This window comes from Kitasatospora sp. NPDC001261 (assembly GCF_042896795.1).
Classification (GTDB): domain Bacteria; phylum Actinomycetota; class Actinomycetes; order Streptomycetales; family Streptomycetaceae; genus Kitasatospora.
The window spans coordinates 338760-364297 of the sequence record NZ_JBIAXP010000005.1; the positions used below are offsets into that span (position 1 = coordinate 338760).

General features: G+C 73.0%; 15 protein-coding genes, 1 tRNA gene and 1 pseudogene. 12 read left to right on the forward strand and 5 right to left on the reverse strand.

Annotation, left to right across the window (positions count from 1 at the left end; translation table 11 throughout):
• Window positions 1-12: 12 nt before the first annotated feature.
• Entirely contained in the window at window positions 13-9465 is a 9453-nt protein-coding gene (locus ACFY4B_RS09360; protein WP_387967032.1) for a beta-ketoacyl synthase N-terminal-like domain-containing protein, read from the reverse strand.
• A 433-nt stretch (window positions 9466-9898) separates the two neighbouring features.
• Here ACFY4B_RS09360 and ACFY4B_RS09365 point away from each other — a divergent pair, with 433 nt between their 5' ends.
• Together ACFY4B_RS09365 and lspA are read left to right on the forward strand one after the other, a co-directional pair.
• Window positions 9899-11086 carry a PLP-dependent aminotransferase family protein gene (locus ACFY4B_RS09365; RefSeq protein ID WP_387967034.1) on the forward strand — a complete coding sequence of 396 codons (1188 nt, stop codon included), beginning with the start codon at window positions 9899-9901 and terminating at the stop codon, window positions 11084-11086.
• Window positions 11087-11262: 176 nt separating this feature from the next.
• The gene (gene lspA / locus ACFY4B_RS09370; protein ID WP_234348152.1) at window positions 11263-11811 is read left to right on the forward strand and encodes a signal peptidase II; all 549 of its coding nucleotides are present in this window, start codon (window positions 11263-11265) and stop codon (window positions 11809-11811) included.
• 100 nt (window positions 11812-11911) lie between these two features.
• Here lspA and ACFY4B_RS09375 read toward each other — a convergent pair whose 3' ends face one another.
• Complete coding sequence (locus ACFY4B_RS09375) at window positions 11912-12481, reverse strand: response regulator transcription factor (protein WP_181970730.1); 570 nt, start codon at window positions 12479-12481, stop codon at window positions 11912-11914.
• Between the two features lie 95 nt (window positions 12482-12576).
• Between ACFY4B_RS09375 and ACFY4B_RS09380 the strand changes: the two genes are divergently transcribed.
• The 9 genes from ACFY4B_RS09380 to ACFY4B_RS09420 all read left to right on the forward strand — a co-directional run bounded on the left by ACFY4B_RS09380 (window position 12577) and on the right by ACFY4B_RS09420 (window position 20844).
• On the forward strand, window positions 12577-12861 hold the full coding sequence (locus ACFY4B_RS09380; RefSeq protein ID WP_387967036.1) for a hypothetical protein: 285 nt from the start codon (window positions 12577-12579) through the stop codon (window positions 12859-12861).
• Between the two features lie 82 nt (window positions 12862-12943).
• Window positions 12944-13486 (forward strand): stage II sporulation protein M, encoded by a 543-nt coding sequence (locus tag ACFY4B_RS09385; RefSeq protein ID WP_387967038.1) that lies wholly within the window; start codon window positions 12944-12946, stop codon window positions 13484-13486.
• Window positions 13483-13779 (forward strand): hypothetical protein, encoded by a 297-nt coding sequence (locus tag ACFY4B_RS09390; RefSeq protein WP_387967040.1) that lies wholly within the window; start codon window positions 13483-13485, stop codon window positions 13777-13779. The genes ACFY4B_RS09385 and ACFY4B_RS09390 overlap by 4 nt, the downstream gene beginning before the upstream one ends.
• 97 nt (window positions 13780-13876) lie before the next feature.
• A complete protein-coding gene (locus ACFY4B_RS09395) occupies window positions 13877-14299 on the forward strand; it encodes a hypothetical protein (RefSeq protein WP_074004720.1) in 423 nt (140 codons plus the stop codon).
• Window positions 14299-15936, forward strand: coding sequence for a hypothetical protein (locus ACFY4B_RS09400; RefSeq protein ID WP_387967042.1), 1638 nt, complete (start codon window positions 14299-14301; stop codon window positions 15934-15936). The genes ACFY4B_RS09395 and ACFY4B_RS09400 overlap by 1 nt, the downstream gene beginning before the upstream one ends.
• Complete coding sequence (locus ACFY4B_RS09405) at window positions 15933-16670, forward strand: ABC transporter ATP-binding protein (RefSeq protein WP_387967044.1); 738 nt, start codon at window positions 15933-15935, stop codon at window positions 16668-16670. The genes ACFY4B_RS09400 and ACFY4B_RS09405 overlap by 4 nt, the downstream gene beginning before the upstream one ends.
• Window positions 16667-17656 carry an ABC transporter ATP-binding protein gene (locus ACFY4B_RS09410; protein ID WP_387967046.1) on the forward strand — a complete coding sequence of 330 codons (990 nt, stop codon included), beginning with the start codon at window positions 16667-16669 and terminating at the stop codon, window positions 17654-17656. The genes ACFY4B_RS09405 and ACFY4B_RS09410 overlap by 4 nt, the downstream gene beginning before the upstream one ends.
• Entirely contained in the window at window positions 17650-18381 is a 732-nt protein-coding gene (locus tag ACFY4B_RS09415; RefSeq protein ID WP_387967048.1) for an ABC transporter permease, read from the forward strand. The genes ACFY4B_RS09410 and ACFY4B_RS09415 overlap by 7 nt, the downstream gene beginning before the upstream one ends.
• A gap of 561 nt (window positions 18382-18942) precedes the next feature.
• Window positions 18943-20844 carry a DNA/RNA helicase domain-containing protein gene (locus ACFY4B_RS09420; RefSeq protein WP_387967050.1) on the forward strand — a complete coding sequence of 634 codons (1902 nt, stop codon included), beginning with the start codon at window positions 18943-18945 and terminating at the stop codon, window positions 20842-20844.
• Between the two features lie 8 nt (window positions 20845-20852).
• On the opposite strand, the pseudogene ACFY4B_RS09425 reads toward ACFY4B_RS09420, so the two are convergent.
• Window positions 20853-20975, reverse strand: a pseudogene (locus tag ACFY4B_RS09425) (restriction endonuclease); the annotation flags it as partial.
• Between the two features lie 542 nt (window positions 20976-21517).
• Here ACFY4B_RS09425 and ACFY4B_RS09430 point away from each other — a divergent pair.
• Entirely contained in the window at window positions 21518-21646 is a 129-nt protein-coding gene (locus ACFY4B_RS09430; protein ID WP_387967051.1) for a DUF6408 family protein, read from the forward strand.
• A gap of 56 nt (window positions 21647-21702) precedes the next feature.
• Here ACFY4B_RS09430 and ACFY4B_RS09435 read toward each other — a convergent pair whose 3' ends face one another.
• Complete coding sequence (locus ACFY4B_RS09435; protein WP_387967053.1) at window positions 21703-23778, reverse strand: DUF2075 domain-containing protein; 2076 nt, start codon at window positions 23776-23778, stop codon at window positions 21703-21705.
• A gap of 1646 nt (window positions 23779-25424) precedes the next feature.
• Window positions 25425-25498: transfer RNA gene (locus tag ACFY4B_RS09440), tRNA-Pro, on the reverse strand.
• Window positions 25499-25538: the final 40 nt, after the last annotated feature.

The following is a 25538-nucleotide window of genomic DNA, read 5'->3' on the forward strand; positions in this document are numbered from 1 at the left end:
CTTTCCCTTACCTCAGCGCGACAGTTCGTTGTCGAGCGCGTCGAAGAGTTCGTCGTCGGTCACGTGGTCGAGGTCGTCGGCGGATTCGGCGGGTTCGTCCTGCTCCCGCTGCCAGGCGCGAAGGATCTGCGTCAGTCGGGTGGTGACCCTGGTGCGGTCCTCGCGCTCGCCGGCGAAGAGCTTCAACGCCTCCTCCATCCGGTCGGCGTCGGCGAGGATGCGCGAGACCGGGTCCGGTTGCCCGGGTTCGAGGGCCGCCAGGAGGTGGGCGGCCAGTTCGTCCGGTGTGGGCTGGTCGAACAGCACGTTGACGGGGAGCCTGAGCCCGGTGGCCGCGTTGAGCCGGTTGCGCAGTTCGACGAGGGTGAGGGAGTCGAGGCCGAGCCCCCGGAACTCCGCGCCGGTGTCGATGGCTCCGGGCCCCGGGTGGCCGAGGACGTCGGCGATCTCCTGGCACAGGAGCTCCGTCACGACGTCGAGGCCGCGTCCTCCGGCCGCCCCCGCGATCCGGTCGGTCCAGGTGGAGGCGCCCGCCGTCCTCGGTGCCGCGGCCGGGGCCGCCGTACGCCGGGCCGGGGCGGAGACGAGGCCGCGCAGCAGCGGTGGCAGGTCGGCCACGGCGGCCCTCGCGTGCAGTCGCGCCGGGTCGAGCACCAGCGGTGCCACGGCCGGCTCGCTTCCCTGCCGCGCCTCGTCGAACAGCGCCATGCCCTGTTCGGAGGGGATCTTTCCGATGCCGTACCGCTCGAAGCGCTGGAAGGCCGTGTCGTCGAGGCCGGCGGTCATGCCGGACTCCTGCTCCCACAGCCCCCACGCCAGCGAGAGACCCGGCAGCCCCCGGGCCGACCGCTCCTGCGCCAGCGCGTCCAGGAAGGTGTTCGCCGCCGCGTAGTTCGCCTGGCCCGCGGTGCCCACCAGGCCCGACACCGAGGAGTACAGCACGAAGGCCGCCAGCCCGGGGCACCGCTCCCGCGTCACCTCGTGCAACGCCCACGCACCGTCCACCTTCGACCGCAACACCTCCCCCAGCGCCTCCGCACCCAGCGACACCAGCACCCCGTCCCTCAGCACCCCCGCCACGTGGAACACACCCGTCAGCGGCCGCTGGGCCACCACCTCGTCGACCAGCACCCCCAACGCCACCCGGTCGGCCGCGTCACACGCCCGCACCACCACAGTGCGCGCGCCCAACTCCAACAGCTCGTCCCGCAGTGTCGCCGCCCCGGGCGCCTCCACACCCCGACGACTCACCAGCACCAGGTGCCGCACCCCGCACGCCACCACCAGATGACGCGCCAGCAACGCCCCCAGCACCCCCGTCCCACCGACCACCAGCACCGCCCCCTCCGGATCCAACGACACCGGAAGGGTGAGCACGTTCTTGCCGGTGTGGCGGCCCTGGCTGATGTGGCGGAAGGCCTCCCTGCCCCGGCGGACGTCCCGGACGGTGAGCGGGAGGTGGGTGAGCGCGCCGGCCTCGAAGAGGCGCACGAGCTCGGTGAGCATCTCCTGGATGCGGTCCGCGTCGACCACCATGAGGTCGAACGCCTGGTAGGAGACGTCGGGGAGGGACGCGGGGTCCCTGACGTCGGTCTTGCCCATCTCCAGGAACCGGCCGCCGGGGCGCAGCAGGCGCAGCGAGGCGTCCACGTACTCGTGGGCCAGCGCGTTGAGGACGACGTCGAAGCCGCCGTCCTCGCCGAGCACCCGGCGGAAGCCCTGCTCGAAGAGGAGGTCCCGGGACGAGGCGATGCGCTCGTCCGGCAGGCCCATCGAGCGCAGCGTGTCCCACTTGCCGGGGCTCGCGGTGCCGAAGACCCGCGCGCCGAGGTGGTGGGCGAGCTGGACCGCGGCCATGCCGACGCCGCCCGCCGCCGCGTGGACCAGCAGCGACTGGCCCGGGGCCAGGGCGGCCAGGTCGGTCAGCGCGTAGTAGGCGGTCAGGAAGACGACGGGAACGGCCGCCGCCTGGGCGAAGGTCCAGCCATCCGGGACGGTGACGAGCATCCTGCTGTCGGTGGCGACCACCGGTCCGAACGCGCCGGGCAGCAGGCCCATGACCCGGTCGCCGGGCGCGAACCCGGTCACTCCGGGACCGACCTCGGTGACCACGCCCGCCCCCTCGATGCCGAGCGGGCCCGCGTCGCCGGGGTAGAGCCCCAGGGCGTTCAGCGCGTCACGGAAGTTGAGGCCCGCGGCGCGGACGGCGACGCGCACCTCGCCCGGCAACAGGGGGGCGAGCGCCTCGGGGCGGGGCTGGAGGGACAGCGCGTCGAGGGAGCCGCTGGCGCCCGGTTCCATCCGCCAGGCCGGCGCGCCCTCCGGGGGTGCGAGCAGCTCACGGGATGTCTGCCGGGCCAGCCGGGCGGCCTTCAAGGTGCCGTTGCGCAGGGCCAGTTGAGGCTCTCCGGTGGCGAGCGCGGCGGCCACCAGCCCGGGGGTCGGGTCGGCGTCGGCGTCGAGCAGGACGAAGCGGCCCGGGTGTTCGGTCTGGGCGGTGCGCAGCAGGCCCCACAGCACGGATGCGGCGAGGTCCGCCACGCCTTCGGCCGCTTCGACGGCCACCGCGTTCCGGGTGAGGACCACCAGGGGCGCGGAGGTCCGGTGCTCCTCGGCCAGCCAGCTCTTCAGCAGGCCCAGGACCTCCCGGGCGGCGTCATGGGCCGCGGACGGCACCGCGTGCTCCGGCGCGCTCGCCGTCCACGGGAGGACGGCCACCTCCAGGTCCTCGACCGCACCGGCCAGCGTGGTGAGGTCGGCGTGGCGGGTCACGCCCGGCAGGTCGGGGCCGCGCGTGCCGAGGACGGCCCAGCGGTCCGTCGGCGGGTCCGTCGGCAGGTCCGGGGCCGGGCCGGCCGGAGCGGTGCCGGCGGCCGGGTCCGGCACGGGCACCCACTCCACGGCGAACAGCGGCGTACGGCCCCCGCCCGCCGCCGAGTAGGGGCGCAGGGTCAGCGCCTCGACGGTGGCGACCGGCGCCCCGGCGGCGTCGCAGACGGCCAGGGCCACGGTGTCGGTGCCGGTGGGCGTCAGCCGTACCCGCAGCGCGGTGGCACCGGTGGCGTGCAGTTCGGCACCGGACCAGGCGAACGGCAGCCGGAGCCCGGCCGCCTGGTCGCCCTCCAGGACGAGCAGGTGCAGCGCCGCGTCCAGCACGGCCGGGTGCACTCCGAAACCGGAGGGCTCCACGCCGGCCGGGAGCCCGACCTCCGCGTACAGCACGTCGCCGTCGCGCCAGGCGGCGCGCAGGCCCTGGAAGGTCGGCCCGTAGTCGTAGCCACGGGCGGCCAGGGCCTGGTACGCGTCGGCCACGTCGAGGGGGGTCGCGTCCTTCGGCGGCCAGTCCGTCAGCGCGCTCCCGGTGCCTTCGGCCCCGGCGGCCAGCACGCCGGTGGCGTGGCGCCGCCAGGTGTCGTCGGAGCGCGAGAACACGGCCAGCGACCAGCGTCCCTCCTCTTCGGGGTCCAGCACCACGCGCAGGTCGGCCGGGGCGTCGGGGTGGAGGGACAGCGGGGCTTCCAGGGTGAGTTCGTCCAGCCGCCGGCAGCCGGCCCGGGTGCCCGCCGCGAGGGCGACGTCGAGCAGCGCCACACCGGGCAGCAGCACCTCCTCGCCGATGACGTGGTCCTCCGTCCAGGGGTGGGTCGTGGGCGACAGGCGGCCGGTGAACACCCAGCCCCTCCCGTCGGGCCGCTCGACCGCCGCGCCCAGCAGCGGGTGCCCCACGGTCTCGAGACCCGCCGAGGCGACGTCCGCGACGGCGGTGTCCTGCGTCAGCCAGTAGGACCGGTGCTGGAAGGCGTACGTCGGCAGCTCCACCGGCCGCCCGCCCGGGAAGAGCGGGGACCAGTCGGGCAGGTGGCCGATGAAGGCGGCCTGGGCGACCGCGGTGAGCAGGGAGCCGCTCTCCGGGCGCCGGGCCCGCAGCAGCGGCAGGGTGACCGCGTCGGTCCCGGCCGGCAGGCAGTCCGGGACCAGACCGGTCAGGACACCGTCGGGGCCGAGTTCGAGGTAGGTCCCCACGCCGAGCCCGGCGAGGTGCTCGACCCCGTCGCCGAACCGGACGGCGCGGCGGATGTGGGACACCCAGTAGTCAGGGGAGCAGAGCTGCTCGGCGGTGGCCTCCCGCCCGGTCACGTTGGACACGACGGAGAGGACGGGGGCGCGGAAGGTCAGGCCTTCGAGAACGGTGCGGAACTCCTCCAGCGCGCTGTCCATGTGGGGAGAGTGGAAGGCGTGGCTGACCCGCAGCCGCCTGGTCCGGCGCCCCAGCGCCGCGAAGTGGTCCGCGACCTCGGTGGCGACCTCGGCATCACCCGAGACCACCACGGACCGCGGGCCGTTGACCGCGGCGATCCCCGCCAGGTCCTCGCGCTCTCCGAGGACCGCCAGGACCTCCTGCTCGGTGGCCTCCACGGCGATCATGGCGCCGTCGCCGCGGGCGGCCTGCATCAGCCGTCCCCGCGTCGCCACCATGAGCGCGGCGTCCGGCAGGTCGAGCACGCCCGCGACATGGGCGGCGGCCACCTCGCCGACCGAGTGTCCGAGCAGGTGGTCGGGCCTGATGCCGTAGTGCTCCAGGAGCCTGAACTGCGCGGTCTCCAGGGCGAACAGGGCCGACTGGGCGTACAGGGTGCGGTCCAGGAGGTCGGCGTCCGTACCGAAGACGACGTCCTTCAGGGGGACGGGCAGGTGCGCGTCCAACTGCGCGCACGCCTCGTCGAACGCCTTCGCGAAGACGGGGAAGTCCCGGTGCAGACTGCGGCCCATGCCGAGGCGTTGTGCGCCCTGGCCGGTGAAGAGCAGCGCGAGCCTGTTCGAGCCGTCGGGGGGTGCGGTGGAGGGCGTGACGGTGACGTTGTCCGCCGTGCCGCCCTCGGCCAGGGTCCGCAGTCCGGCGAGCAGTTCTTCACGGTCGGCGCCCGTCACGACGGCGCGCTGCTCGAACAGTGAGCGCTGCGCGACCAGCGACCAGCCGACGCTGCCCGCTCCGACCTCCGGGCGCTCCGTCAGGTGCTCCGCCAGCCGGCCGGCCTGCGCCCGCAACGCCTCCACCGACCGCCCGGACACCACCCACGGCACCACATCATCAACAGGGCTATCGGGAAAGGCAGTTGCTTCTTCGGCGACCCCTTCCACGATCACATGCGCGTTCGTCCCACTGATCCCGAAGGACGACACACCCGCCCGCCGCGGCCGGTCCAGCTCAGGCCACTCCCTCGCCTCGGCCAGCAGCTCCACCCCGCCCGAGGACCAGTCCACATGCGACGACGGCACCTCCGCGTGCAACGTCCGCGGCAGCACCCCGTGCCGCATCGCCAGCACCATCTTCATCACACCCGCCACGCCCGCGGCGGCCTGCGTATGACCGATGTTCGACTTCACCGAGCCCAGCCACAACGGCACTTCGCGCTCCACCCCGTAGGCGGACAGCAAGGCCTGCGCCTCGATCGGATCGCCCAACCGCGTGCCCGTCCCGTGCGCCTCCACCGCGTCGACGTCACCCGCCGCCAACCCCGCGTCCTCCAAGGCCCCGCGCACCACCCGCACCTGCGCCCGACCACTCGGCGCCGTCAACCCGTTCGACGCACCGTCCTGGTTCACCGCCGAACCCCGCAGCACCCCCAACACCCGGCGCCCAGCCCGCCGCGCGTCGGAAAGCCGCTCCAGCACCAGCACGCCGCAACCCTCACCGAACCCCGTCCCCTCGGCCCCCTCACCGAAGGCCCGGCACCGGCCGTCCGGGGACAGACCCCGGTGCCGGGCGAACTCGATGAGGGTGGCCGGGGCCGCCATGACGGTGACGCCGCCGGCCAGGGCCATCGAGCACTCGCCCCGCCGCAGCGACTGCACCGCCAGGTGCAGCGCCACCAGCGACGACGAGCACGCCGTGTCCACCGACAGGGCCGGGCCCTCCAGCCCCAGCACGTAGGACACCCGGCCGGACGCGACACTGCTCTCGTTGCCGGTCAGGACGTGTCCTTCGAACTCCACCGGGACCCGGGCGGGGGCGGGCCGGTAGCCGCTGGTCATCACTCCGGTGAAGACGCCGGTCGCACTGCCCTTCAGGGTGTCGGGACGGATCCCCGCCCGCTCCAGCGCCTCCCACGACACCTCCAGCAGCAGCCGCTGCTGCGGGTCCATCGCCTCCGCCTCGCGCGGCGGAACGCCGAAGAACCCCGCGTCGAACAGGTCCGCGTCGTGCAGGAAACCCCCGCCACGCGTGTACGTCCGCCCGCCTTCCCCCGCGTCGGGATCGGGGTCGTAGAGGTGCTCCAGGTCCCACCCCCGCCCCTCCGGGAGGCCGGAGATCGCGTCGCGCCCCTCCGACACCAGCCGCCACAGGTCCTCCGGCGACCGCACCCCGCCCGGGTACCGGCACCCCATCCCCACGATCGCGATCGGCTCGTCGTCGTGGGGGGTGCGGAGGGGTGCGGCGCCGGTGTCGGTGCGTTCGCCCGCGAGTTCCGTGCGCAGCCACTCCGCCAGGAGGGCGGGTGTGGGGTGGTCGAAGATCAGGGTGGGCGGGAGGGGGACGCCGGTGGCGGCGGTCAGCCGTTCCAGGAGGTTGACGGCGTCCAGCGAGTTGAAGCCGAGGTCCTTGAAGCGGCGGGAGGTGTCGACCAGCCCGGGCTCCGGGTGGCCGAGCACGGCCGCGGCGTGTTCCCGTACGAGGCCCGTCAGTTCGCCGTGGCCGGGCCGCGACGGCCCGGGTGCGGGGGCCCCGGTCTCCGCGCCGAACGGCACACGCCGGTCCGCCACCGCGGGCCCACGCCGGTCCGCCACCACGGTCTCGCGCCGGTCCTCGCCGTCGAGCCAGTACGACTGCCGCTGGAACGGGTAGGTGGGCAGCCGGAGCCGGCGCCCGCTGCCCGTCCGGAGCGCGGGCCGCCAGTCGACCCGCGCACCGCGCACGTGGAGCCGGGCGACGGAGTCCAGCAGACGGCGCGGACCGCCCTCGCCCCGCCGGAGCGTCCCGGTGACCGCCGCCGCGGCACCGACGGTCTGCTGGAGCGCGACGGTGAGCACCGGGTGCGGGCTGACCTCGACGAACGTCCGGTGCCCGGCCTCCAGCAGGTGCCGGGTGGCGGTCTCCATCCGGACCGGCCGGCGCAGGTTGCGGTACCAGTAGCCGGCGTCCAGCTCCGTGGTGTCGGTGATCTCACCGGTGACGGTGGAGCAGAACGGGATCCGCGACCGGCGCGGGGTGATCCCGGCGAGTTCCGTCAGCAGCGCGTCCCGCAGGACCTCCACGTCGCCGGAGTGCGAGGCGTAGTCGACCGGGATCGCGCGCACCCAGACGCCCTCGGCCTCGTACTCCGCCAGCAGCCGGTCGACGCTCCCGGGCGGACCGGAGACCACCGTGGACACCGGGCCGTTGACCGCGGCGATCTCCACCCCGTCCCAGCCCCGTTCGAGCCGGTCGCGGACCTGCGCCACGGGCAGGGAGACGGTGGCCATGGCGCCGGTGCCCGCCAGCCGGCCGAGCGCGCGGCTGCGCAGCGCCACGATCCTCGCGCCGTCCTCGACGCTGAGGGCGCCCGCGACGCACGCGGCGGCGATCTCGCCCTGCGAGTGCCCCACCACCGCGTCGGGACGCACCCCGAAGGAGCCCCACACCTCGGTCAGGGCGAGCATCATGGCCCACAGCACGGGCTGGACGACGTCGACCCGTTCCAGGGGCGGGGCGTCGGGCGTCCCGCGCAGGACGTCGAGCAGCGACCAGTCGACGTGCGGCCGCAGCGCCGCGTCGCACTGCTCCATCCGCTCCCGGAAGACGGCCGAGGTGTCAAGCAACTCCCTTGCCATGCCGTCCCATTGGGAGCCCTGGCCCGGGTAGACGAAGGTCACCTCGCCGTCCTCGGCGACGCTGCCCCGGACCAGTGCCGGGTCGACTCCGCCGGGTTCGGCGGCGGCGGTCAGGGCCCGGAGGAACTCCTCGCGGTCGGCCGCGACGACGACCGCGCGGTGCTCCCGGGTCGCGCGCGTGGTGGCCAACGCGAGGGCCACGTCGGCGGGTTCGGCGTCGGGCTCCTCGGCCACGTACGACCGGAGGCGGTCGGCCTGGGCCCGCAGCGCCTCCGCTGTGGCACCGGACAGGACCCACGGCACCACGCCGGAACCGCCGTCCGCCGGCGCCCGGGTGTCCACGGCGGGGGCGGGCGGCTGGGACAGCACGACATGGCAGTTGGTCCCGCCGAGACCGAAGGAGCTGACGCCCGCGAGGCGGGTGCCGTCCGCCCCGGTCCACGGCAGGCGGTCCGTCACCATGCGCAGCCGCAGGGCGTCCATGTCGATCAGCGGGTTGGGGGTGCGGAAGCCGAGGCTCGGCGGCAGCGTCGCGTGCTGGAGCGACAGTGCCACCTTGACCAGGCCGACCACGCCCGCCGCGGCCTCCAGGTGGCCGACGTTCGTCTTCACCGAGCCGACGTGCAGGGGGCTTTGGCCGGCCGTCCGGGCGGTGCCGAACACGGCGCCCAGCGCGGCGGCCTCGACCGGGTCGCCGACCCTGGTGCCCGTCCCGTGCAGTTCGACGTACTGGACGTGCGCGGGGTCGACACCGGCCCTCGCGCAGGCCCGCCGCAGCACCTCTTCCTGCCCGGCCCGGGCCGGCACCGTCAGTCCTTCTCCACCGCCGTCGTTGTTCAGGGCGCTGCCGAGCAGGACGCCGTACACGGGGTCCCCGTCCGCGAGGGCCCGGCTCAGGGGCTTGAGCACCACCATCGCCCCGCCCTCGCCGCGGACGTAGCCGTTCGCCCGCTCGTCGAAGGTGAAGCAGCGGCCGTCGGGCGAGAGCGCGCCGAGCCCGGCCATCGCGTGCGCCGTGTCGGGCAGCAGGTTGAGGTGCACCCCGCCCGCCACGGCGAGCGCGGAGTCGCCGCGCCGCAGGCTCTCGCAGGCCAGGTGGACGGCGGCCAGCGACGACGCCTGGCCGGCGTCGACGGTGAGGCTGGGGCCGTGCAGGCCGAGGGCGTACGAGACGCGGTTGGCCGTCATGCCGCGCTGGGTGCCGGCAACGGTGTGCGGGGTCCGGGCGGCCGGTCCCCGACGGTCGAGCAGGAGGCCGTAGTCGCCGGACGCCACGCCGAGGAAGACGGCGGTGTCCTGGGAGCGCCAGGTCTCCGGGCGGATTCCCGCGTCCTCGAAGGCCTCCCAGCTCAGTTCCAGGGCCAGGCGCTGCTGCGGATCCATCGCGGCGGCCTCGCGCGGGCCGATCCCGAAGAACCCCGCGTCGAACCGGTCCACGTCCTCCAGGAACGCCCCCCACCGCAGGGCGGACGGCTCGTCGTCCCCGGGCCCCCCGGGACCGCCCCGGCGGTCGTCGGGAGTTTCGGTGACGGCGCTGCGGCCGTCCCGCAGGAGGTCCCACAACTGCCGGGGTCCGGCAGCCCCCGGAAGGCGGCAGGAGATTCCGACCAACGCGATGGGTTCCTCCGGCACCGACCGATTTCCCGCGGAATTCACGGAGGCCTCGGAATGCCCATGGCGGAGATCAGACATGACGCCCCCTGTTATCACTTCGAACCGACCGACGGCATGACGGAACGCATCCCGGAGAACCAGGGAAAGGAAAGAGAGATTCGGAATTCCCCGTCAGAACACTGTGGAACACGGCACACGGCCCCCAGAGACTGACATACGCACCGCACCGCCCGACAAGCCCGTTCGACGGCCGACCACGCGTTTTCGGCCCATCTGGCGGAAGACCGCAGGTCAACGTCCGCCCCGGTCCCACCTGGTGGTTTCCGGAAGATCACGGTCCGGCACGGCCGGTCGCGGAACCCGCCGTCACCACGGACGCCTGAGCGATCTCGGCAAGAAATCGACGGGACATGTTTGGGCACCCGTGGGACTCCCGCACCCGGGACACCGCCCCGATCGTCCGTATCCTGCGGGCATGACGAGCCCAGCCGCCGCCCCCGTTCCCGTCGCCCGCCACGCCGCCGCCCACGCCTCGTCCGTGCGGGAGATCCTCGAACTCACGGCGCGGCCGGAGGTGATCTCCTTCGCCGGCGGCCTGCCCGCCCCGGAGCTCTTCGACGTCACCGGCCTGCGGGCCGCGTACGACCACGTGCTGGCCACGGCCCCGCACCGCGTCCTCCAGTACTCGACCACCGAGGGCGACCCGGCGCTGCGGGCGGCCGTCGCGGAGCGGCTGGGCTCCCGCGGCCTGCCCACCCCGGCGGACGACCTGCTGGTCACCTCGGGCTCCCAGCAGGCACTGACGCTGGTCTCGACGGCGCTGCTGGCCCCCGGCGACACCGTCCTCGTGGAGAACCCCACCTATCTGGCGGCCCTGCAGTGCTTCGCCTTCGCGGGAGCCCGCGTCGTCCCGGTCCCCTCCGACGAGGACGGCGTCGACCCGGTGGCGCTGGCCCGCCTCGTCGCCTCGGAGCGGCCCAGACTCCTCTACCTCGTCCCCAACTTCCAGAACCCGACCGGCCGTACGCTCTCCGTCGAGCGCCGCCGGGCCGTCGCGGAGGTCGCGGCCCGCCACGGCCTGTGGATCGTCGAGGACGACCCCTACGGCGAGTTGCGGTTCGACGGCGCTCCGCTGCCGTGGATCGCCTCGCTCGACGCCGCGGCCGACCGCACGGTGCTGCTCGGCAGCCTCTCCAAGACCATGTCCCCGGGCATGCGCCTCGGCTGGCTGCGCGCTCCGGCCGAACTGCGCCGCGCCTGTACGACGGTGAAGCAGACCACCGACCTGCACTCCTCCACCGTCGACCAGGCCGCCGCCGCCCGGTACCTCACCCATGCCGACCTCGACGCGCACCTGACGCGGGTCCGCGCCGCCTACCGGGAACGCCGTGACGCGCTGCTCGACGGCCTGCCCCACGCGCTCCCCCACGGAAGCACCTGGAACCGGCCGGACGGCGGGATGTTCGTGTGGGTGCGCCTGCCGGACGGGCACGACGCCACCGCCCTGCTGCCCCGGGCCGCGGCCCACGACGTCGCCTACGTACCCGGCGCGCCGTTCTTCGCGGACCGGCCCGACCCGGCGACCCTGCGGCTGTCGTTCACCGGACACCCCGCCGAGGCGATCAGGGAAGGACTGACCCGCCTCGCCGGGATCTTCGGGTGACCATCGGGGCCCGCCGACACCCGGCGACGGCGGGGCCGGCGCCCGGCAACGGCGCGGGTATGCTCCCGTTCTGACGGTGCGCTCCCGTACTTGTGGACACTCGTGCGCAAGCCGCCGTCACCTACAATGCGGCCATGACTGGCTTACTACGCCTACGGGTTGCGCGAGGAGCTTCCTTGTCCGGTGACACGCCTCGACGACTGGGCACCATGACAGCCGTGGCAATCGCACTGCTGGCGTCGGATTTCATCACCAAACAGATAGCGCTGACACATTTCTCGGGGACCGATCCGACATCGACCCTCGGCGGGCTTCTGAAATTCACGCTGGTCTTCAATTCGGGCGGGGCGTTCTCCATCGGCGCGGGGGAGACCTGGTTCTTCACCACGGTGAAGATGCTGGTCATCGTCCTCATGCTGGTGGTGTCGCCCCGGATCCGCACCCCCCTCTGGGCGGTCTCCTTCGGGCTGGTCATCGCCGGTGCGGCCGGAAACCTCATCGACCGGCTGTTCCGGGACCCCTCCCCGTGGGAGGGACGCGTCGTGGACTGGATCCAACTGCCGCACTGGCCGGTCTTCAACCTCGCCGACTGCGGCGTGGTCTGCGGCAGCGCCCTGGTGATGTGGGCCTCGATGCGCGGCATCCGCCTGGACGGCACGCGCGCCACCGAGGAGCCGGCCGAGCCGGACGCGACGGAACGGACCGCCGAGGTGAAGAACCCGTAGGGCAGCCGGCCGTCCGGCCCGGGGAGAGCCGCCCGGCCGGCCCCGAACCCGCCTGCGGGGCCCCCGAGTCGTGCGCCGGGCCCCGCACGGGGCCCCTTCCTCACGCCGCGGCGTGGGCCCTGAGCAGTCCGTACCGCTCGGCCAGGACGGCGGCCTGGGTCCGGTTGCGGACGCCCAGTTTGGCGAGCAGCTCGCTGACGTAGTCCTTGACGGTCGCCGGGCGGAGGTACAGCCGCTCGGCGATGTCCGCGTTGGACAGACCCTCGCCCAGGCAGACCAGGAGCTCCCGCTCGCGGGCGTTGAGCCGGGCCGGGACCTGCCGGTCGGGCGGCTCGGGCGCCACCGCCGGGGCGGCCGACCGGAGTTGCGGGAAGACCACGGTGCCGCCCGAGGTGAGCACCCGGACGGCGTCCAGCAGCAGGCCGCTCGGGGCGTTCCGCCGGAGGCAGCCGACCGCGCCGTGCTGCAGCGCCCGGTTCAGCAGGTCGCCGTCCTCCTCCGTGGCCAGCATGGCCACCCGGGGCGCCCGGGGCAGGTAGATCAGCGAGAGCAGGGTGTCGAGGGCCGCGTCGGCCTGGCGGCCGAGGTCGAGCAGGACCAGGTCGGGCTGGAGCGCGCGGGCCTGCTCGACCGCCCGGTCCACCGGACAGTCCGCCACCACCGTCAGCACGGGGTCGGATTCGATGATCAGGCGCAGTCCCGAAGCGACCGGTGGCTGCCGGATATTCCCAACCACTCCCTAAAGGTGGCGAACTGGAGATTAACATGTCCGTTTTCTCGACCCCGGAGAAGCGCATCGCCGCCGCCGGTGCGGCCGTTGCCGGTCTGAGCGCCCCGCTCCTGCTGGCCGCCACCACCCCTGACGTGCTGACCGGCTACTTCGGTCTGGAGTACAAGAGCGCCGACCGCGTGCTGACCGCCATCGAGGCCGGCACCGACGTCGCCGCCGCCCTCTCCCTGTTCGGTGGCGTCACCGCCGCCGGCGGCGTGGCCATGTGGATGCTCAAGAAGGCGATCACCGCCGGCGGCCGCCGCGCCATCATCGCCTGACCCGGGCGCCGGCCGGACCCCGCCGCACCGACGGGGTCCGGCCCACCGGCCGTGTGCAGCAGACGTCTTGGGGAGGGACGACGTGATCGCGGGAGTCCGCGGAGGGCTCGCAGCCGCCTGGGCCCGGCAGCGCTGGGCCGTGGCCGCGGGGCAGTTGCTCTGGTTCGCCTGCATGGCGATCGGGATCGCCTGCTCGGGCGGCATCGAGTCCGCCGTCCGCGTGGAACCCAAGCCCGCCGGTCCGGACCTGTGGCTCGAGGTCTTCCTCAACAACGCCAAGGTGGCCGCGCTGGCCTTCAGCGGAGTCGCCACCCTCGGCCTGACCACGGTCGCCTTCTCGCTGCTCTCCGGCCTCGGTGTCGGCGTGCTGATCGGGCACGCGTACGCGCTGGGCGGCGGCCAACTGCTGCGGGCCGTCGGACCGCACGCGGTGCTCGAACTGCCGGCCCTCGGCCTCGCCGTCGCGGCCGGCCTGGCCCCGGCGCTCGGGCTGTCCCGCCGCCTGGCGTCCGGACGGGGCGCCCCGTTCAGCCAGCACGTGGTCGACGCCGCTGTCCTCTTCGGAACCTCGCTGGCCGCGCTCGCCGTGGCCGCGGGCGTGGAAACGTGGGTGAGCCCCCGATGACCTTGACCACCACGACGGACCACCGTCCCCTGCTCGATCCGGAGGCCGCGCCCGAAGGCCGGGATGACGGCCGGGACGACGGCCGGGACGACGGCCGGGCCGGGCGCCTGCGCCACCGCGCCGCCCTGGCGCTCGCCGTCCTCGTCCAACCCCTGGCCGGTCTCGGCCTCGTGCTGTTCGCGGCCTTCACCGAGGTCCTGCGCCGCAGCACCGGCCTGAGCACCGCCCGCAGCGCGGCGGCCGCGCTCGCGCCTGCGGCGGTGCTCCTCGCGCTCTGCCTGATCCCGCGCTGAGCCCGCGCCGGACCGGGCTCGCACCGCCCGCACCGCTCGAGAGAACGACCCCCGTACGACCCGCACGACCCCGCACGACCGAGGAGCCGACATCACCGTGGTATCGCAGATCAAGCCGACCGGTGCGGCCGTGGCCGGCCTGCTGGCCGTGGCCGCCGCCGTCCTGGCCGGGGTCCGGACGGTCTGGTACTGGACGAGCCGGCCGGACACCCTGGCCGCGGTCGACCGGGCCGACCGGGTCGTCGACGCCGCCCGGTCGACGGTGGTGCAGACCCAGGACCTGCTCAACTGGGGCTGGCTGGCGGCCGCTGTCCTGCTGCTCGCCCTCGGCGCGGTGGTCGCCCTGGCCTCCACCGGCCGCTGGCTGCTGTTCGGCTTCTCGGCCCTGGTCTGCATGCCGCTCGGGGTGGCGGGCTTCCGGCTGCCCGCCGCCGCCGGACTCAACGGGACTGCCGCCGGCTTCTGCGTCCTGGTCGTCGCGGCCAGCGCGGTCGCCCTGCTCACCGGCCGGCGGGACTGATGGACGGCCGCCGACTCGCCTGGACCGCCGGGCTGGCCCTGGTCGACGCCGACCTGCGGCGCCGGCGCAACCGCCTCCCGGGGCTGCGCACCCTCGCCCCGCCGGCCCGGGCCGTGCTCGCGCTGGCCGTCGGCGTCGGCCTGGCCACCGTCGCGGCCCTGCTCTGGGGGATCGGCTCGGCGCTCGGCCGGGTCTTCCCGGTCGGCCCCGAGGACGGCACCGTCGTGTCCGGCGCCTGCTGGTCGGTGGCGGTCGTGCTGGTCGCCGGCCACCTGCTCTCGGCGCGGCCCAACCAGGCCCGGCTGCTGCTCGATCCGCCCGACCGCGCCGTCCTGCTCTCCTGGCGGGTGCCGCAGCAGTCCGTGTTCCTGGCCCGCCTCTGGCTGCCCGCCCTGGCCGGGGCCGTCGGCTCCGTGGCGGTCGCGGGCCTGGCGGCCGGCCCCTGGCTGGCCGCCTCCCCCGCGGGCCGGGCCCTGCTGCCCGCCGCGCTCACCGCCGTCGCCGGATCCGCGCTGGCCGGAGCGCTCGGCCACGTGGCCGCGACCGCCGCGCTGATGCTGGGCCCGCGCCGGGCCCTGCCGCTCGCCGCGCTCGGCGTCCTGCTGCCGGGGCTGTCCGCCCTCGGGCTCGTCCTCGGACCGCTCGCCGACCGCCTCCACCTGTCCGGCCGGGCCGAACCCGAGGAGTACGGGGCGGCGCTGCGCTCCGCCGTGGCCCGCCTTCGCCCGGACCTCTGGGACCGCCTGCTCGACCCCGACCGGCTCGGGACGGCCCTGCTCGGCTGGTGCTCGACCCTGCTGCTGCTCGGCGGCCTCGCCCACCTCCTGCTGCACCGGGCCGCCGCCCGCGGCGCGCTCCGCCCCGCCGTCCCCGGCGGGCCCGCGGCCGCCGCACACGCCTCCAGCACCCTGCTCGACCGGGTGCCGCCGGTGCTGCTGCCCGCGGCCAAGGACCTGCTGGCGCTGCGCCGCCGCCCCGTCGCCAGCACCGGCGCGCTGTTCCGGACGGCCCTGGTCGGCCTCGCCCTGGCGGCGCTCGGCGCGGGGGTCCGGCTCGGCCACGGCGGCGAACCGCCGTGGCGGCTCCCGCTGGGCGCCTGGAGCGTTCCGCTGGCGCTCGCCGTGTTCCTGGCGCTGTCCACCGTGGTGGCCCAGGTGGCGGGGGTCGAGGCCGAACAGCGGTCGCTCGACCTGCTCCGCCAGGCGCCGGTGCCGTTCGGCCGGATCCTGGCCGGGAAGGTGGCCTCCTGCTGCGCCGTCGCGGCCGTACCCGTCGTACCGCTGTACCTCGGGCTGCTGCTGGTCGGCGGCGGGAGCGTGACCGCGGGCGCGCTGCTCGCCCTCCCGGTCGCGCTGCTGGCCGGAAGCTGCGCGCTGGTGGCCGCCGCTTTCCTGACCCCGGCCGCCGAGGGCTTCGCCGACGGCCGGGCCGCCCGTTCCGGCGCGGCCGAGACCGTGGAGGGCCTGCTGGCCGCGGTGCTGGCCGCCCCCGCGGCGGCCGGGCCGGTACTCCGCTCGGCCACCGGCACCGGCGGGGCCGTCGAGGCGGCGGCCTGCCTGCTCGACCTGGCCCTGCTGCTGGCCGTCCTGCGGTTCGCGGCCCGAAGTGATCTCCGAATCCGGAAGGTGCGCCCGTGATCGCCGTCGAATCCGCCAGTGTCCGGTACGCCGGGCACACCGCCCTCGCCGAGGTCGGACTCACCGTCGGGGAGGGCGAGTTCGTCGCCCTGGTCGGCCACAACGGGTCGGGCAAGACCACCCTGCTGCGGCTGCTCGCCGGGCTGGAGGAGCCCACCTCGGGCCGGGTCGCCGTCGCCGGCCGGCCTGCCACCGCGCTCGCCGTCCGGGCCGAGCGAGGCTACGCCCCCGCCGAACCGCCGCTCTACGACTACCTGACCGTCCGTGAGCAGCTGGTCCTGGCGGCCAGGCTGTACGGCGCCCCGGTGCGGGAGGCCCTCGCCGCGCTGGCCGGCACCGCCCTGGAGGACCGCCCGGACGCCCTCGTCCGGGAGCTCTCGCTCGGCATGCGCAAGCAGCTCGGCCTGCTGGTCGCCACCGTGCACCGGCCCCGGCTGCTCCTGCTCGACGAGCCGACCAACGGCCTCGACAGCGGCGCGGCCGGCGCGCTCCGGGCCGCCGCCGACTGGCGGGACCAGGGGCGCACCGTCCTGCTCTGCACCCACGACCTCGGCTGGGCCGACGAGTTGGTGAACCGGCTGGTCGTCCTGGACCACGGCGCCGTCCGCCACGACCTCCGGCTCGACGGCGAGACGGCCACCGCCGCGCTGCACCGCCTCGACCCGACCGGCACCCTCCTCACCACCGCCGACTCCCCGACCCACCCGGCCAGCACGGAGCCCGCCACACCATGACCCCTCCCAGCGCCCGGACGGCCGGCCCGGCGGTCGAGGTCCGCGGACTGCGCCGCCGCTACGGCGCCCTCACCGCCCTCGACGGCGTCGACCTGACCGTCCCCGCCGGCTCGCTGACCGCGCTGATCGGGCCCAACGGCTCCGGCAAGACCACCACCATGCGCGTCCTGCTGGGCCTGGACCGCCCCGACGCGGGCACCGGCACCGTCCTCGGGCACCCGCTGGACCGGCCCGAGCGCTACCTCCACGCGGTCGGCGCGCTGATCGAACAACCCGCGCTCTACCGGCGGCTCGACGCCCGCACCAACCTGCGGGTGCTCGCCGAACTCGGCGGCATCCCCCGCGGCCGGGTCGACGAGGTACTGGAGCAGGTCGGCCTCACCGCCCACGCCGGCCGACCGGTGGGCGGGTACTCGCTCGGCATGCGCCAGCGGCTCGGCATCGCCGCGGCCCTGCTCCCCGAGCCCCGGCTGCTCGTCCTGGACGAGCCGATGAACGGGCTCGACCCGATCGGCATCCTCCAACTCTGGGAGCTGCTGCGGTCCCTGGCGGACGCCGGCGCCACCGTGCTGGTCTCCAGCCACCAGCTCAACGAACTGGACGCGATCTGCGACCGCTTCGTCCTGATGCACCGGGGCCGGGTGCTGTTCCAGGGCGGCAGGGCGGAGCTGACCGCCTCCCGGACGGCCGTCGTCGAACTGGCCCCGGAGTCCGCCGCCGACGGCGCGACCCTCCACGACGTGCTGAACGGGGCCGGGTACCCCAACCGCCACGAGGACGGGCTGCTGCTGGTCGAGGCCCCCGCCGACGCGGCCGCCGAACTGAACCGGATCGCGGCGGCGGGCGGCGTGACCCTCGCCCACCTGGCCGTCCGACGGGCCTCCGTGGAACAGGCCTTCCTCGCCCTGGTCACCGGCACCGGGCCCGCGCCGACCGCCCCTCCTCACCCGACCAGCCCGACCGAGAGGACAGCCGTCCCGTGCTGACCCACGTGCACCAGGCGTTCCGCAGCGAGCTGGTCAAACTGCTCCGGCCGCGGCTGCTCTGGCCGCTCCTCGGCTCCGTCGCGGCGGCCACCGCCGCGGTCGCCGCCGGCACCGCCGCCCTCCGGGACGACCCCGGCCCGGTGGACCTGCTCGGCGCCGCCCGTACCGCCACACCCCTGATCGGCCTGGTCATGATGTGCGTGGCCGCCAACGCCTTCTGCCAGGAGTACCGCGAGGGCACCTGGCGGAACCTGCTGGTCCGCCAGCCGGCCCGCGGCGCACTCGCCACCGGCAAGCTCGCCGGGCTGGCCCTCCTGTCCCTGCTGGTCGCCGCCACCGTCTGGGCCACCTGCGCGGCGACCACCACCCTGACCGCCGCACGCCACGGCTCCCCACCCCACTGGGACGGAGCCCCGTCCACCACCCTGCGCCTGCTCGCGGCGATGCCCGCCTACGCGGTCCTGGGCTCCGCCGCAGGCCTGCCCTACGGTCGACCGCGGCAGCCCTGGGAACAGTCCTCGGGTGGACCCTGGTCGCCGAGTCCGCCCTCACCGCCCTCGCCGCCACCAAGGGCTGGGACATCTCCCCCTGGCTCCCCGCCTCCGCCGTCACCCGCCTCTCCGCCGCCCCCTCCCCCACCCTCCCCCACCCTCACCACCACCGCCTGGTGCACCCTCCTCTTCACCACCGCCACCCACCACTTCACCCGCACCCCCCACCTCTGACCCACCCCCCACCCGCCCCGGCGCCAGCACGACCGCCCGGGCGGCCCCCTCCATCCCCCCGCCGACTCCCTGAATCCCAACACCGAGGGCCGGCGCCGCAAACAGAACCACAAACAGTTCACCAAGGTCGCCAACCCGAACCCGCCCAACGACGACTCGCTGGTCATCCCCTACAGCCCCACCGGAATCCGCCCACCAAACCGACCACACCCTGGCCGATACGGTCCAGCGACCACCATGCGACACCACAACAGAAAGAGCCTGCAGTCGGTTTCCCAAGTACCGGCTCTCACAACCGACATCACTGTCGGAACGACAGGATGTGAACCTGCGACCCCTTGACCCCCAGCCCCTCCCCGCCCCCGTCGCAGCTGTCGTGGCCCAAGCCGTCCCCATCGCTCGTTCCGGTCCGCCTTGCGTCGGCGAAGGCTCAGGTGTCCGGGTACGTGCTGAGACTCTCCGTTGTAGGTTTGACCTTGTCATCAGCGCGGCCCGCCGGGCTTCCTTCCAGGGACATGCCCCCACCCGCACGAGTCACTTCGTGCTGCCTGGGAGCATTCCTTGCTGTTCCGCGACTCCGCGTCCGCGGTCGCTGCCGAGAGCCTGGCCGGATCACTGTTCGTGCGCCTCATCGACCAGTTCGTTCACAAGCACGGCCACAAACCCAGCTCATCCGAGGTGCGCTCCTGGGAACGGAGCATCCCGGCTCTGACCAACGCCCTCCTGGACGCCGGGCTCGGCATGGTCGAAGTACTCCTCGAGTACTCGCTGCCGCTCAACAGCAAGCGAGCGGACGTCATACTCGCCGGCGTCCACCCGACCACGGGCGAGCCGTCGTACGTGGTGGTCGAGCTCAAGCAGTGGAGCAGCGCGCTTCCGGAGGACGGCGAGCCGCTGCTCTGCCGGGTGGACGCCTACACCCGGCCGGTGCTGAACCCGATCGAGCAGGTCCGCGGCTACTGCGACTACCTGATCTCCTTCAACGGCGCGCTCGCCGCGCATCCCGAGCGGCTCTCTGGCGTCGCTTTCCTCCACAACGCGACGGAGTTCGGCGTCCAGGGCCTCTACGAGGTTCCGCAGGACGAGCGCGGCCGGCTCTTCACCGCCGAGCGCCGCGGGGAGTTCATCCAGTACCTCCAGTCGAAGCTGAAGCCGGTCTCCGGCGCGGAGGCGGCGGACCAGTTGCTCGCGGGCAAGGTGGCCCCTTCCAAGCAGCTGATGGCGGTCGCCGCCGACGAGGTTCGCGAGCGCGAGCAGTTCGTGCTGCTGGACGAGCAGCGGGTCGCCTACGAGCTGGTGCTGCGCGCGGTCCGCCAGGCGCAGCAGTCTGATCACAAGGAGGTCGTCGTCATCACGGGTGGCCCGGGTACCGGGAAGAGCGTGATCGCGCTGTCCCTCCTGGGTGATCTGTACCGGCGCGGCGTCACGGCCCTGCACGCGACCGGGTCCAGCTCGTTCACCACCACCATGCGCCGGATCGCCGGCGCACGGAAGCGTGCGGTCCAGGACCTGTTCAAGTACTTCAACAGCTTCATGACCGCCGAGCGCAACGGGCTCGACGTACTGATCTGCGACGAGGCCCACCGGATCCGGGAGACGTCGGCGAACCGCTACACCCGCGCTGCCCAGCGCACCGGCAAGCCCCAGATCGAGGAGCTGATCGACGCCGCCCGGGTGCCCGTGTTCCTGCTGGACGAGCACCAGGTCGTCCGGCCGGGCGAGATGGGCACGGTGGCCCAGATCCGGGCCGCCGCTGCCGTGAAGGGCCTGGACTGCCAGGTGGTCGAGCTGGACAGCCAGTTCCGCTGCGGCGGCAGCGACGCCTACCTGCACTGGGTGGTGCGTCTCCTGGACCTCGAACCCGGCGGCCCGGTCGGCTGGGAGCCCGACGGCAAGGTCGTCCTGGAGGTCGTGGACAGCCCCCAGGAACTGGAGGCGTTCCTCGACGCCCGGCGCGCGGAGGGGTACGGTGCCCGGATGTCGGCCGGGTACTGCTGGAAGTGGACCACGAAGGTCGCCCCGGGGGACCCGCTCCCCCTCGACGTGCGCATCGGTGACTGGGCTCGTCCGTGGAACGTGTACGGCGACCGGTCGATCGCCGGCGCCCCGCCGGCCGCGTTGTGGGCCACCGATCCGGCCGGTTTCGGCCAGGTCGGCTGCGTGTACACCGCGCAGGGCTTCGAGTACGACTGGAGCGGCGTCATCCTCGGGCCGGACCTCGTCTGGCGCACCGACCGGTGGATCCCCAACCGGACGGCGTCCAAGGACCCCGTCTTCCGCAAGTCCACCACCGACGCCGACATCGCCCGGTTGATCCGCAACACCTACAAGGTGCTGCTGACCCGCGGAATGATCGGCACCGTCGTCTACTCGACGGACCCGGAGACACGCGCCAAACTGCGGAACCTGGTAGCCGGCCAACAGGTGGAGCAGATCGAGGCGGCGCACGGCCGTCGCGGCTGATCGGCCACTCACCGCACCGGGCCGACGGGCTCCCGGGGTTCGCCTCGGAACACCTGTTCGCCGTGCCACTGCCGGTGCAGGCCTGCGACCAGTGGAGTCCCTGCCTGCGGGCCGATGACCGGCCGTCCGGCAACGCACATACGCCCGCTTCCGGTCCGACCGTGCTCGTTCCCAGCATTCCCCGGATGAGGACAAGCCTCATCCAGATCTCGCACGCCTCTCACCGGACACAAGCTCGTTCTCGTCGCCTGCGCTTGCTCCCTGGCCGACGGCGTGATCCGCCTTGAGTGGGAATCCGCTGAACTCCACTGCAAGGAAAGGTCATTGATCTGGCACCGCCATGAGCCCCTGCCCATCCCACGGCAGCACTGACGCGACAGCTTCGCGCGCCGACGGTGAGCCCTTTGCCTCTGCCCCTGCGGGGCATGGCGGCGGACCGGCATGCGTCCTGCCAGGTTCCGCTCACTGACCCCCGACGCCAACGCGTCCCACGCGGTAGCATCGTTGCGCTGCGCACCTTCCCGGAGGGTACGAGGCCTAGGTTCCATGCGCCCTCGACAGGCGGCGATTGACGAATGGTTGTGCCCGTCAGGTGGTCAACATCTGACGTGAGCGTGGTTGCCCGGTAGGGTGCCCCCTGCCATTTCCGATATCACTACCTGGGGATGGCCGCATGACCTCGATCGAGTACAAGCCTGCGCGTCGTGGACGGATCCGCAAGATCCTCACCGACATCGTCGTCGGAGTCGCCTCCAACATGCTGGTGGCGGCGCTGACCTCGGTGGCGCACCTGCTCTTCTGACGCAGGTCAGTGGCGGGCCCGGCGAGCCCGCCACTTCCACCTTTCCACACCTTCCGTCAGAACAAGCGAAGGTCGTTCTTGGGCTTCTTCCGTCCCCGCTTCGGACGGGCGTGATGCCTTGGCAAGCTCTCCCGAGTCGGCCGCAATCCGTGGATCTCGGTCTCCCCGACAAGGCCCTTGAGGTAGGCCCGGGTCTCCTCGTCCGTGGAATAGAGCACCGTCGCCCGGCTGGCCCGGGTCATCAGCACGTGGTAGGCGTGCCGAATCAGGCGGGCGAACTCCTCGTCACCGACGCTGCTCGCACTGACCTTCGGATCAAGAGATCCTGGAACTCTCACCCGTCTTACACCTTGCGCCGACTTCTCCGTCTCCTTGCCTCGGCGGAACTCCCACTGGTCGTTCCGGCGCACCATGTCATCGCCCATGATCACTCCGCACCAGTCCCACTCGAGGCCCTGTGCGGTGTACACACAGCCGATCTGGCCGATGCCGTTCTCGTGCATCGACCACCTGACACCGGGCGGGGCGCCGTCCGCGCAGAAGCTGTCGCTCTTCGCGTTCCACGGCTCGTGCCAGTCACCGATCCTGACATCCCGCTCCAGTCGCTTCTCCCGGCCCACAGGCTCGGTCCAAGGCCAGCAGTAGCCGGCAACCATACGCGCGGATGCCCCGGCGCTCTCCTCGCCGAGGATGATGTCCCTGAGCGCGTCCGGCGTGTCCACCACCTCGACATGCATCAAGCCGTCCGGCGTCCAGTGCTCAGGTTCGTCATCCGACAAGCCGAGCAGCGCGTGCACCCAGCGGACGTACGCGTCACTGCCACCGCATCGGAACTGCTCGCGGAGGCCGTACCGCACCACCTTGGCTCCGCGCCGATCGGCCGCCTGCTGGATCAGGTCGACCGTACCGACCTCCTTCGGACGAACGACCTGGCCTTCGTCGAGGAAGAACACCGTCAGCCGGGACGCATCGAGGAGTTCATCCACCTGCGGCCGAGATCCCTGCTTCTCCGGCGGCCAGAACCGGTTCTCGGAGCGGTCACGGAGTCGGTGTGCCTCATCGCAGATCAGAACATCGAGCAGCGGGTCGGGCGTCGTGACGTAGTCGAAGAAGTAGGTGAAGGTCTCCTTGAACTCCCGGTCACCGACACCGACGTGCTCCTGCATCGCCGCGTTGAAGGCCCTGCTCCCGCTGGCATAGTTGACGTTCCGGCCAGCGGCCTCCAGCTCCGCCTTGATCTGCAGGCCGATAGCGCTCTTTCCGGTGCCTGCGCCACCGGTCACCAGGAAAACTACTCGTCGCTCGTCCGGAACCAACGCGGACTGCTTCGAGGAGGGCAGTACCTTGGCAGCTGTCTCCAGGATCTGATCAGCCACCTCCTTCTGCCGCCCCCGCAGGGTGAAGACCGTGTCCGTGCCCCGGGACAACATCATCACGTCGAGCAGCGGTTCATTGCGCACGCCGATGCCCTGGAGTAGCAGCTCGGCCTCGGTGCTGCCGCCGTCGGCGGCAAAGTGTCCCTGCAAGTCGGTCAGCAACTGGCGGCGGCGATCACCGGTGTACACCTTCGCATAGACACCCGTCGGTGCGTCCACGTCGATCAGCGGACGGACAGAGTCCTCAGTGGCGTTGTGCAGGTAGGCAAAGCCGCCGCACTCGATGTCGACCGTTCGGAAGGGGCCCCGGCTGCCGGTGAACGCATGGTAGTACTCGCGCAGTTGCAGCGCAGGGTGCTTCTTGGGCTTCGCCAGGCCCGCGACGTAGATCTGGTCCGCAACGGCCCGCTCGACCCTGGTCACGGTCGACCAACGCTTCAGCTCCACCAGCTGGACGGACGGCCGATTCTCCCGCGGGTGGCGGCCCACCAGGACGACGTCCACGAGCCTGGGACTGCTCCCCTTGATGTCCTCGTCAGCAGTCGCTGCGCACTCGACGACCATCTGCACATTGCCACGATCAGCGGCGACCAGATCGTTCGCCAGACAGATCAGACTCTCCGCCCACGCCAACCGCTCCGTCTCCGAAGCCTCGTGCTCCCGGAACTTTCGCCATCGTTCGGCAAGATGCGGCACCATCCGGCGACGCGAGTTCAGAGTGAGCAGATCCTGCGCCGACAACTTCAGCAGGAGCATGGGCACGAAGGGACTCCCCCAGACCAGACCACCAATGATTCGTGCGGGTTGGGGGCATGTCCTCAGTGGGAAGCCTGTCGGGCCGCAAACAGTACCGTCGATCCTACGTGCAGAAGCGGCTGTCAGTACACAATTCTCAGCGGCGATACGTACATCAAGAGATCATTCTCATCCCGGGCGAAGGCCCAGCCGCGCAATACCCCCAGTCGCCCGACCACTGCCATCTCTGCACGTCAGACGGTATACAACCCGCGCTGTTCGTTCACCCGAAAGGCCCTCAAAGGCGGAGGTGAATTGCGCGTGGTCCCAGATCGCCCCCCGACTGATGCACTGACCAGCGCCTCCAAGGAGCTGAACCAGTCGATACCCTCGACCCCGGCCGGCAGCTACGGGCGCCCACCCTCGCACGACAGCCGCGACGAGGACCCATCCGCCCACGCCACTGATTCCCCGCCACGGCCATCAGTTGCTTTCCTTTGCGGCATGGTCCTGGGAGGGCTACACCGGCCTTCTCTTCGATGCGTGCAACACACCACGGCTGAGCACGTTCCAGGAGGACACCACGCCTCTCGCCCCTGCCCTCGACGACCTCCTGGGCCTTGGCCAACGTGTACCCGCCAGCCACCGCGGAACGCCCTCGACTCCATCCCCATCGACGACCTCACCCGCCAGCACGTGCCCGCATCCGTCACCGACCGGCTGCGCCGGCGCCGAGGCAGAGTCACCGTCCACCGGATCATGTCCACGCTCGCCAGCGCCCTCGCCACCGCCGTCGACACCGAACGCCTGGCCCGCACCCCCGCTCATCTCCAGGCCCGCCGCGAACGGCGCCTGTGGACCGAGGAGCAGGCGGCTCGTTTCCTGCGCTTCACCCATCTCGTCGCCCCGCTGCATGCCGACCTCGCCGAGCTGATGATCGGCACCGGCGTGCGCGAGGGGGAGGTCCTGGCCCTGTGCTGGGACGACGTCCACCTGCCCGAGCGCACCCTGTCCATCCGCGCGAGGCTCTCCTCGATCGACAACGACCAGCTCCTGCTCACCGCTCCAAAGACCGGGCAGTCGCACTTGGGTTGCCCTGTCCGACCGTGTCACCGATGCCCTCGACGAGCGGGCAGGGTCACGCGCGTTCGCCCAGATCACCCCCGCCGGCGGCTATGTCTTCCACTACCCTGGCCGCCCCCTGAACCCCAAGACCGTCCTCGGCCGCTTCCACCTGCTCTGCGACAAAGCCGACGTCCCCCGGATCACCCTGCACGACCTCACCGCCAGCTTCGCCACGGCCTCCGGCACGCCGCTCTCGGTCGCCTCCACGCCCCTGCGCCACCGCACCCTGCCCACCACCGCGAACATCTACGCCGACCTCACCAGACTCGCCGCCCGCGCGGCCGTCGACGCCGTCGCCTGGATCCCGGATGGCGCCGACCATGCCGCCCTCGGACACCCCGTCTACCGCGCCCAGCACCCCTGGCGCCAGCGCCCGCTCCTGCACCGGCAACTGCCCGCCTACCAGCAGGCGCGAACAGAAGAACCAACCGCGCCCTGGCCGATGTGGCCCAGAGACCACCGTGCGACCACCAGCCGACACCACAACAGAAAGAGCCGGCACTCGGTTTCCCAAGTACCGGCTCTCACAACCGACATCACAGTCGGGACGACAGGATTTGAACCTGCGACCCCTTGACCCCCAGTCAAGTGCGCTACCAAGCTGCGCCACGTCCCGTGGTCTCGGTGCCTGCAGCGGGGCCTGGGGGGCTCTGCTG

Coding starts and splice junctions, on each gene's coding strand:
- ACFY4B_RS09390 (WP_387967040.1), top strand. CDS start 13,483: ATGACCTTGACCACCACGACGGACCACCGTCCCCTGCTCGATCCGGAG.
- ACFY4B_RS09435 (WP_387967053.1), bottom strand. CDS start 23,778: ATGCTCCTGCTGAAGTTGTCGGCGCAGGATCTGCTCACTCTGAACTCG.
- ACFY4B_RS09365 (WP_387967034.1), top strand. CDS start 9,899: ATGACGAGCCCAGCCGCCGCCCCCGTTCCCGTCGCCCGCCACGCCGCC.
- ACFY4B_RS09400 (WP_387967042.1), top strand. CDS start 14,299: ATGGACGGCCGCCGACTCGCCTGGACCGCCGGGCTGGCCCTGGTCGAC.
- ACFY4B_RS09430 (WP_387967051.1), top strand. CDS start 21,518: ATGACCTCGATCGAGTACAAGCCTGCGCGTCGTGGACGGATCCGCAAG.
- ACFY4B_RS09410 (WP_387967046.1), top strand. CDS start 16,667: ATGACCCCTCCCAGCGCCCGGACGGCCGGCCCGGCGGTCGAGGTCCGC.
- ACFY4B_RS09380 (WP_387967036.1), top strand. CDS start 12,577: ATGTCCGTTTTCTCGACCCCGGAGAAGCGCATCGCCGCCGCCGGTGCG.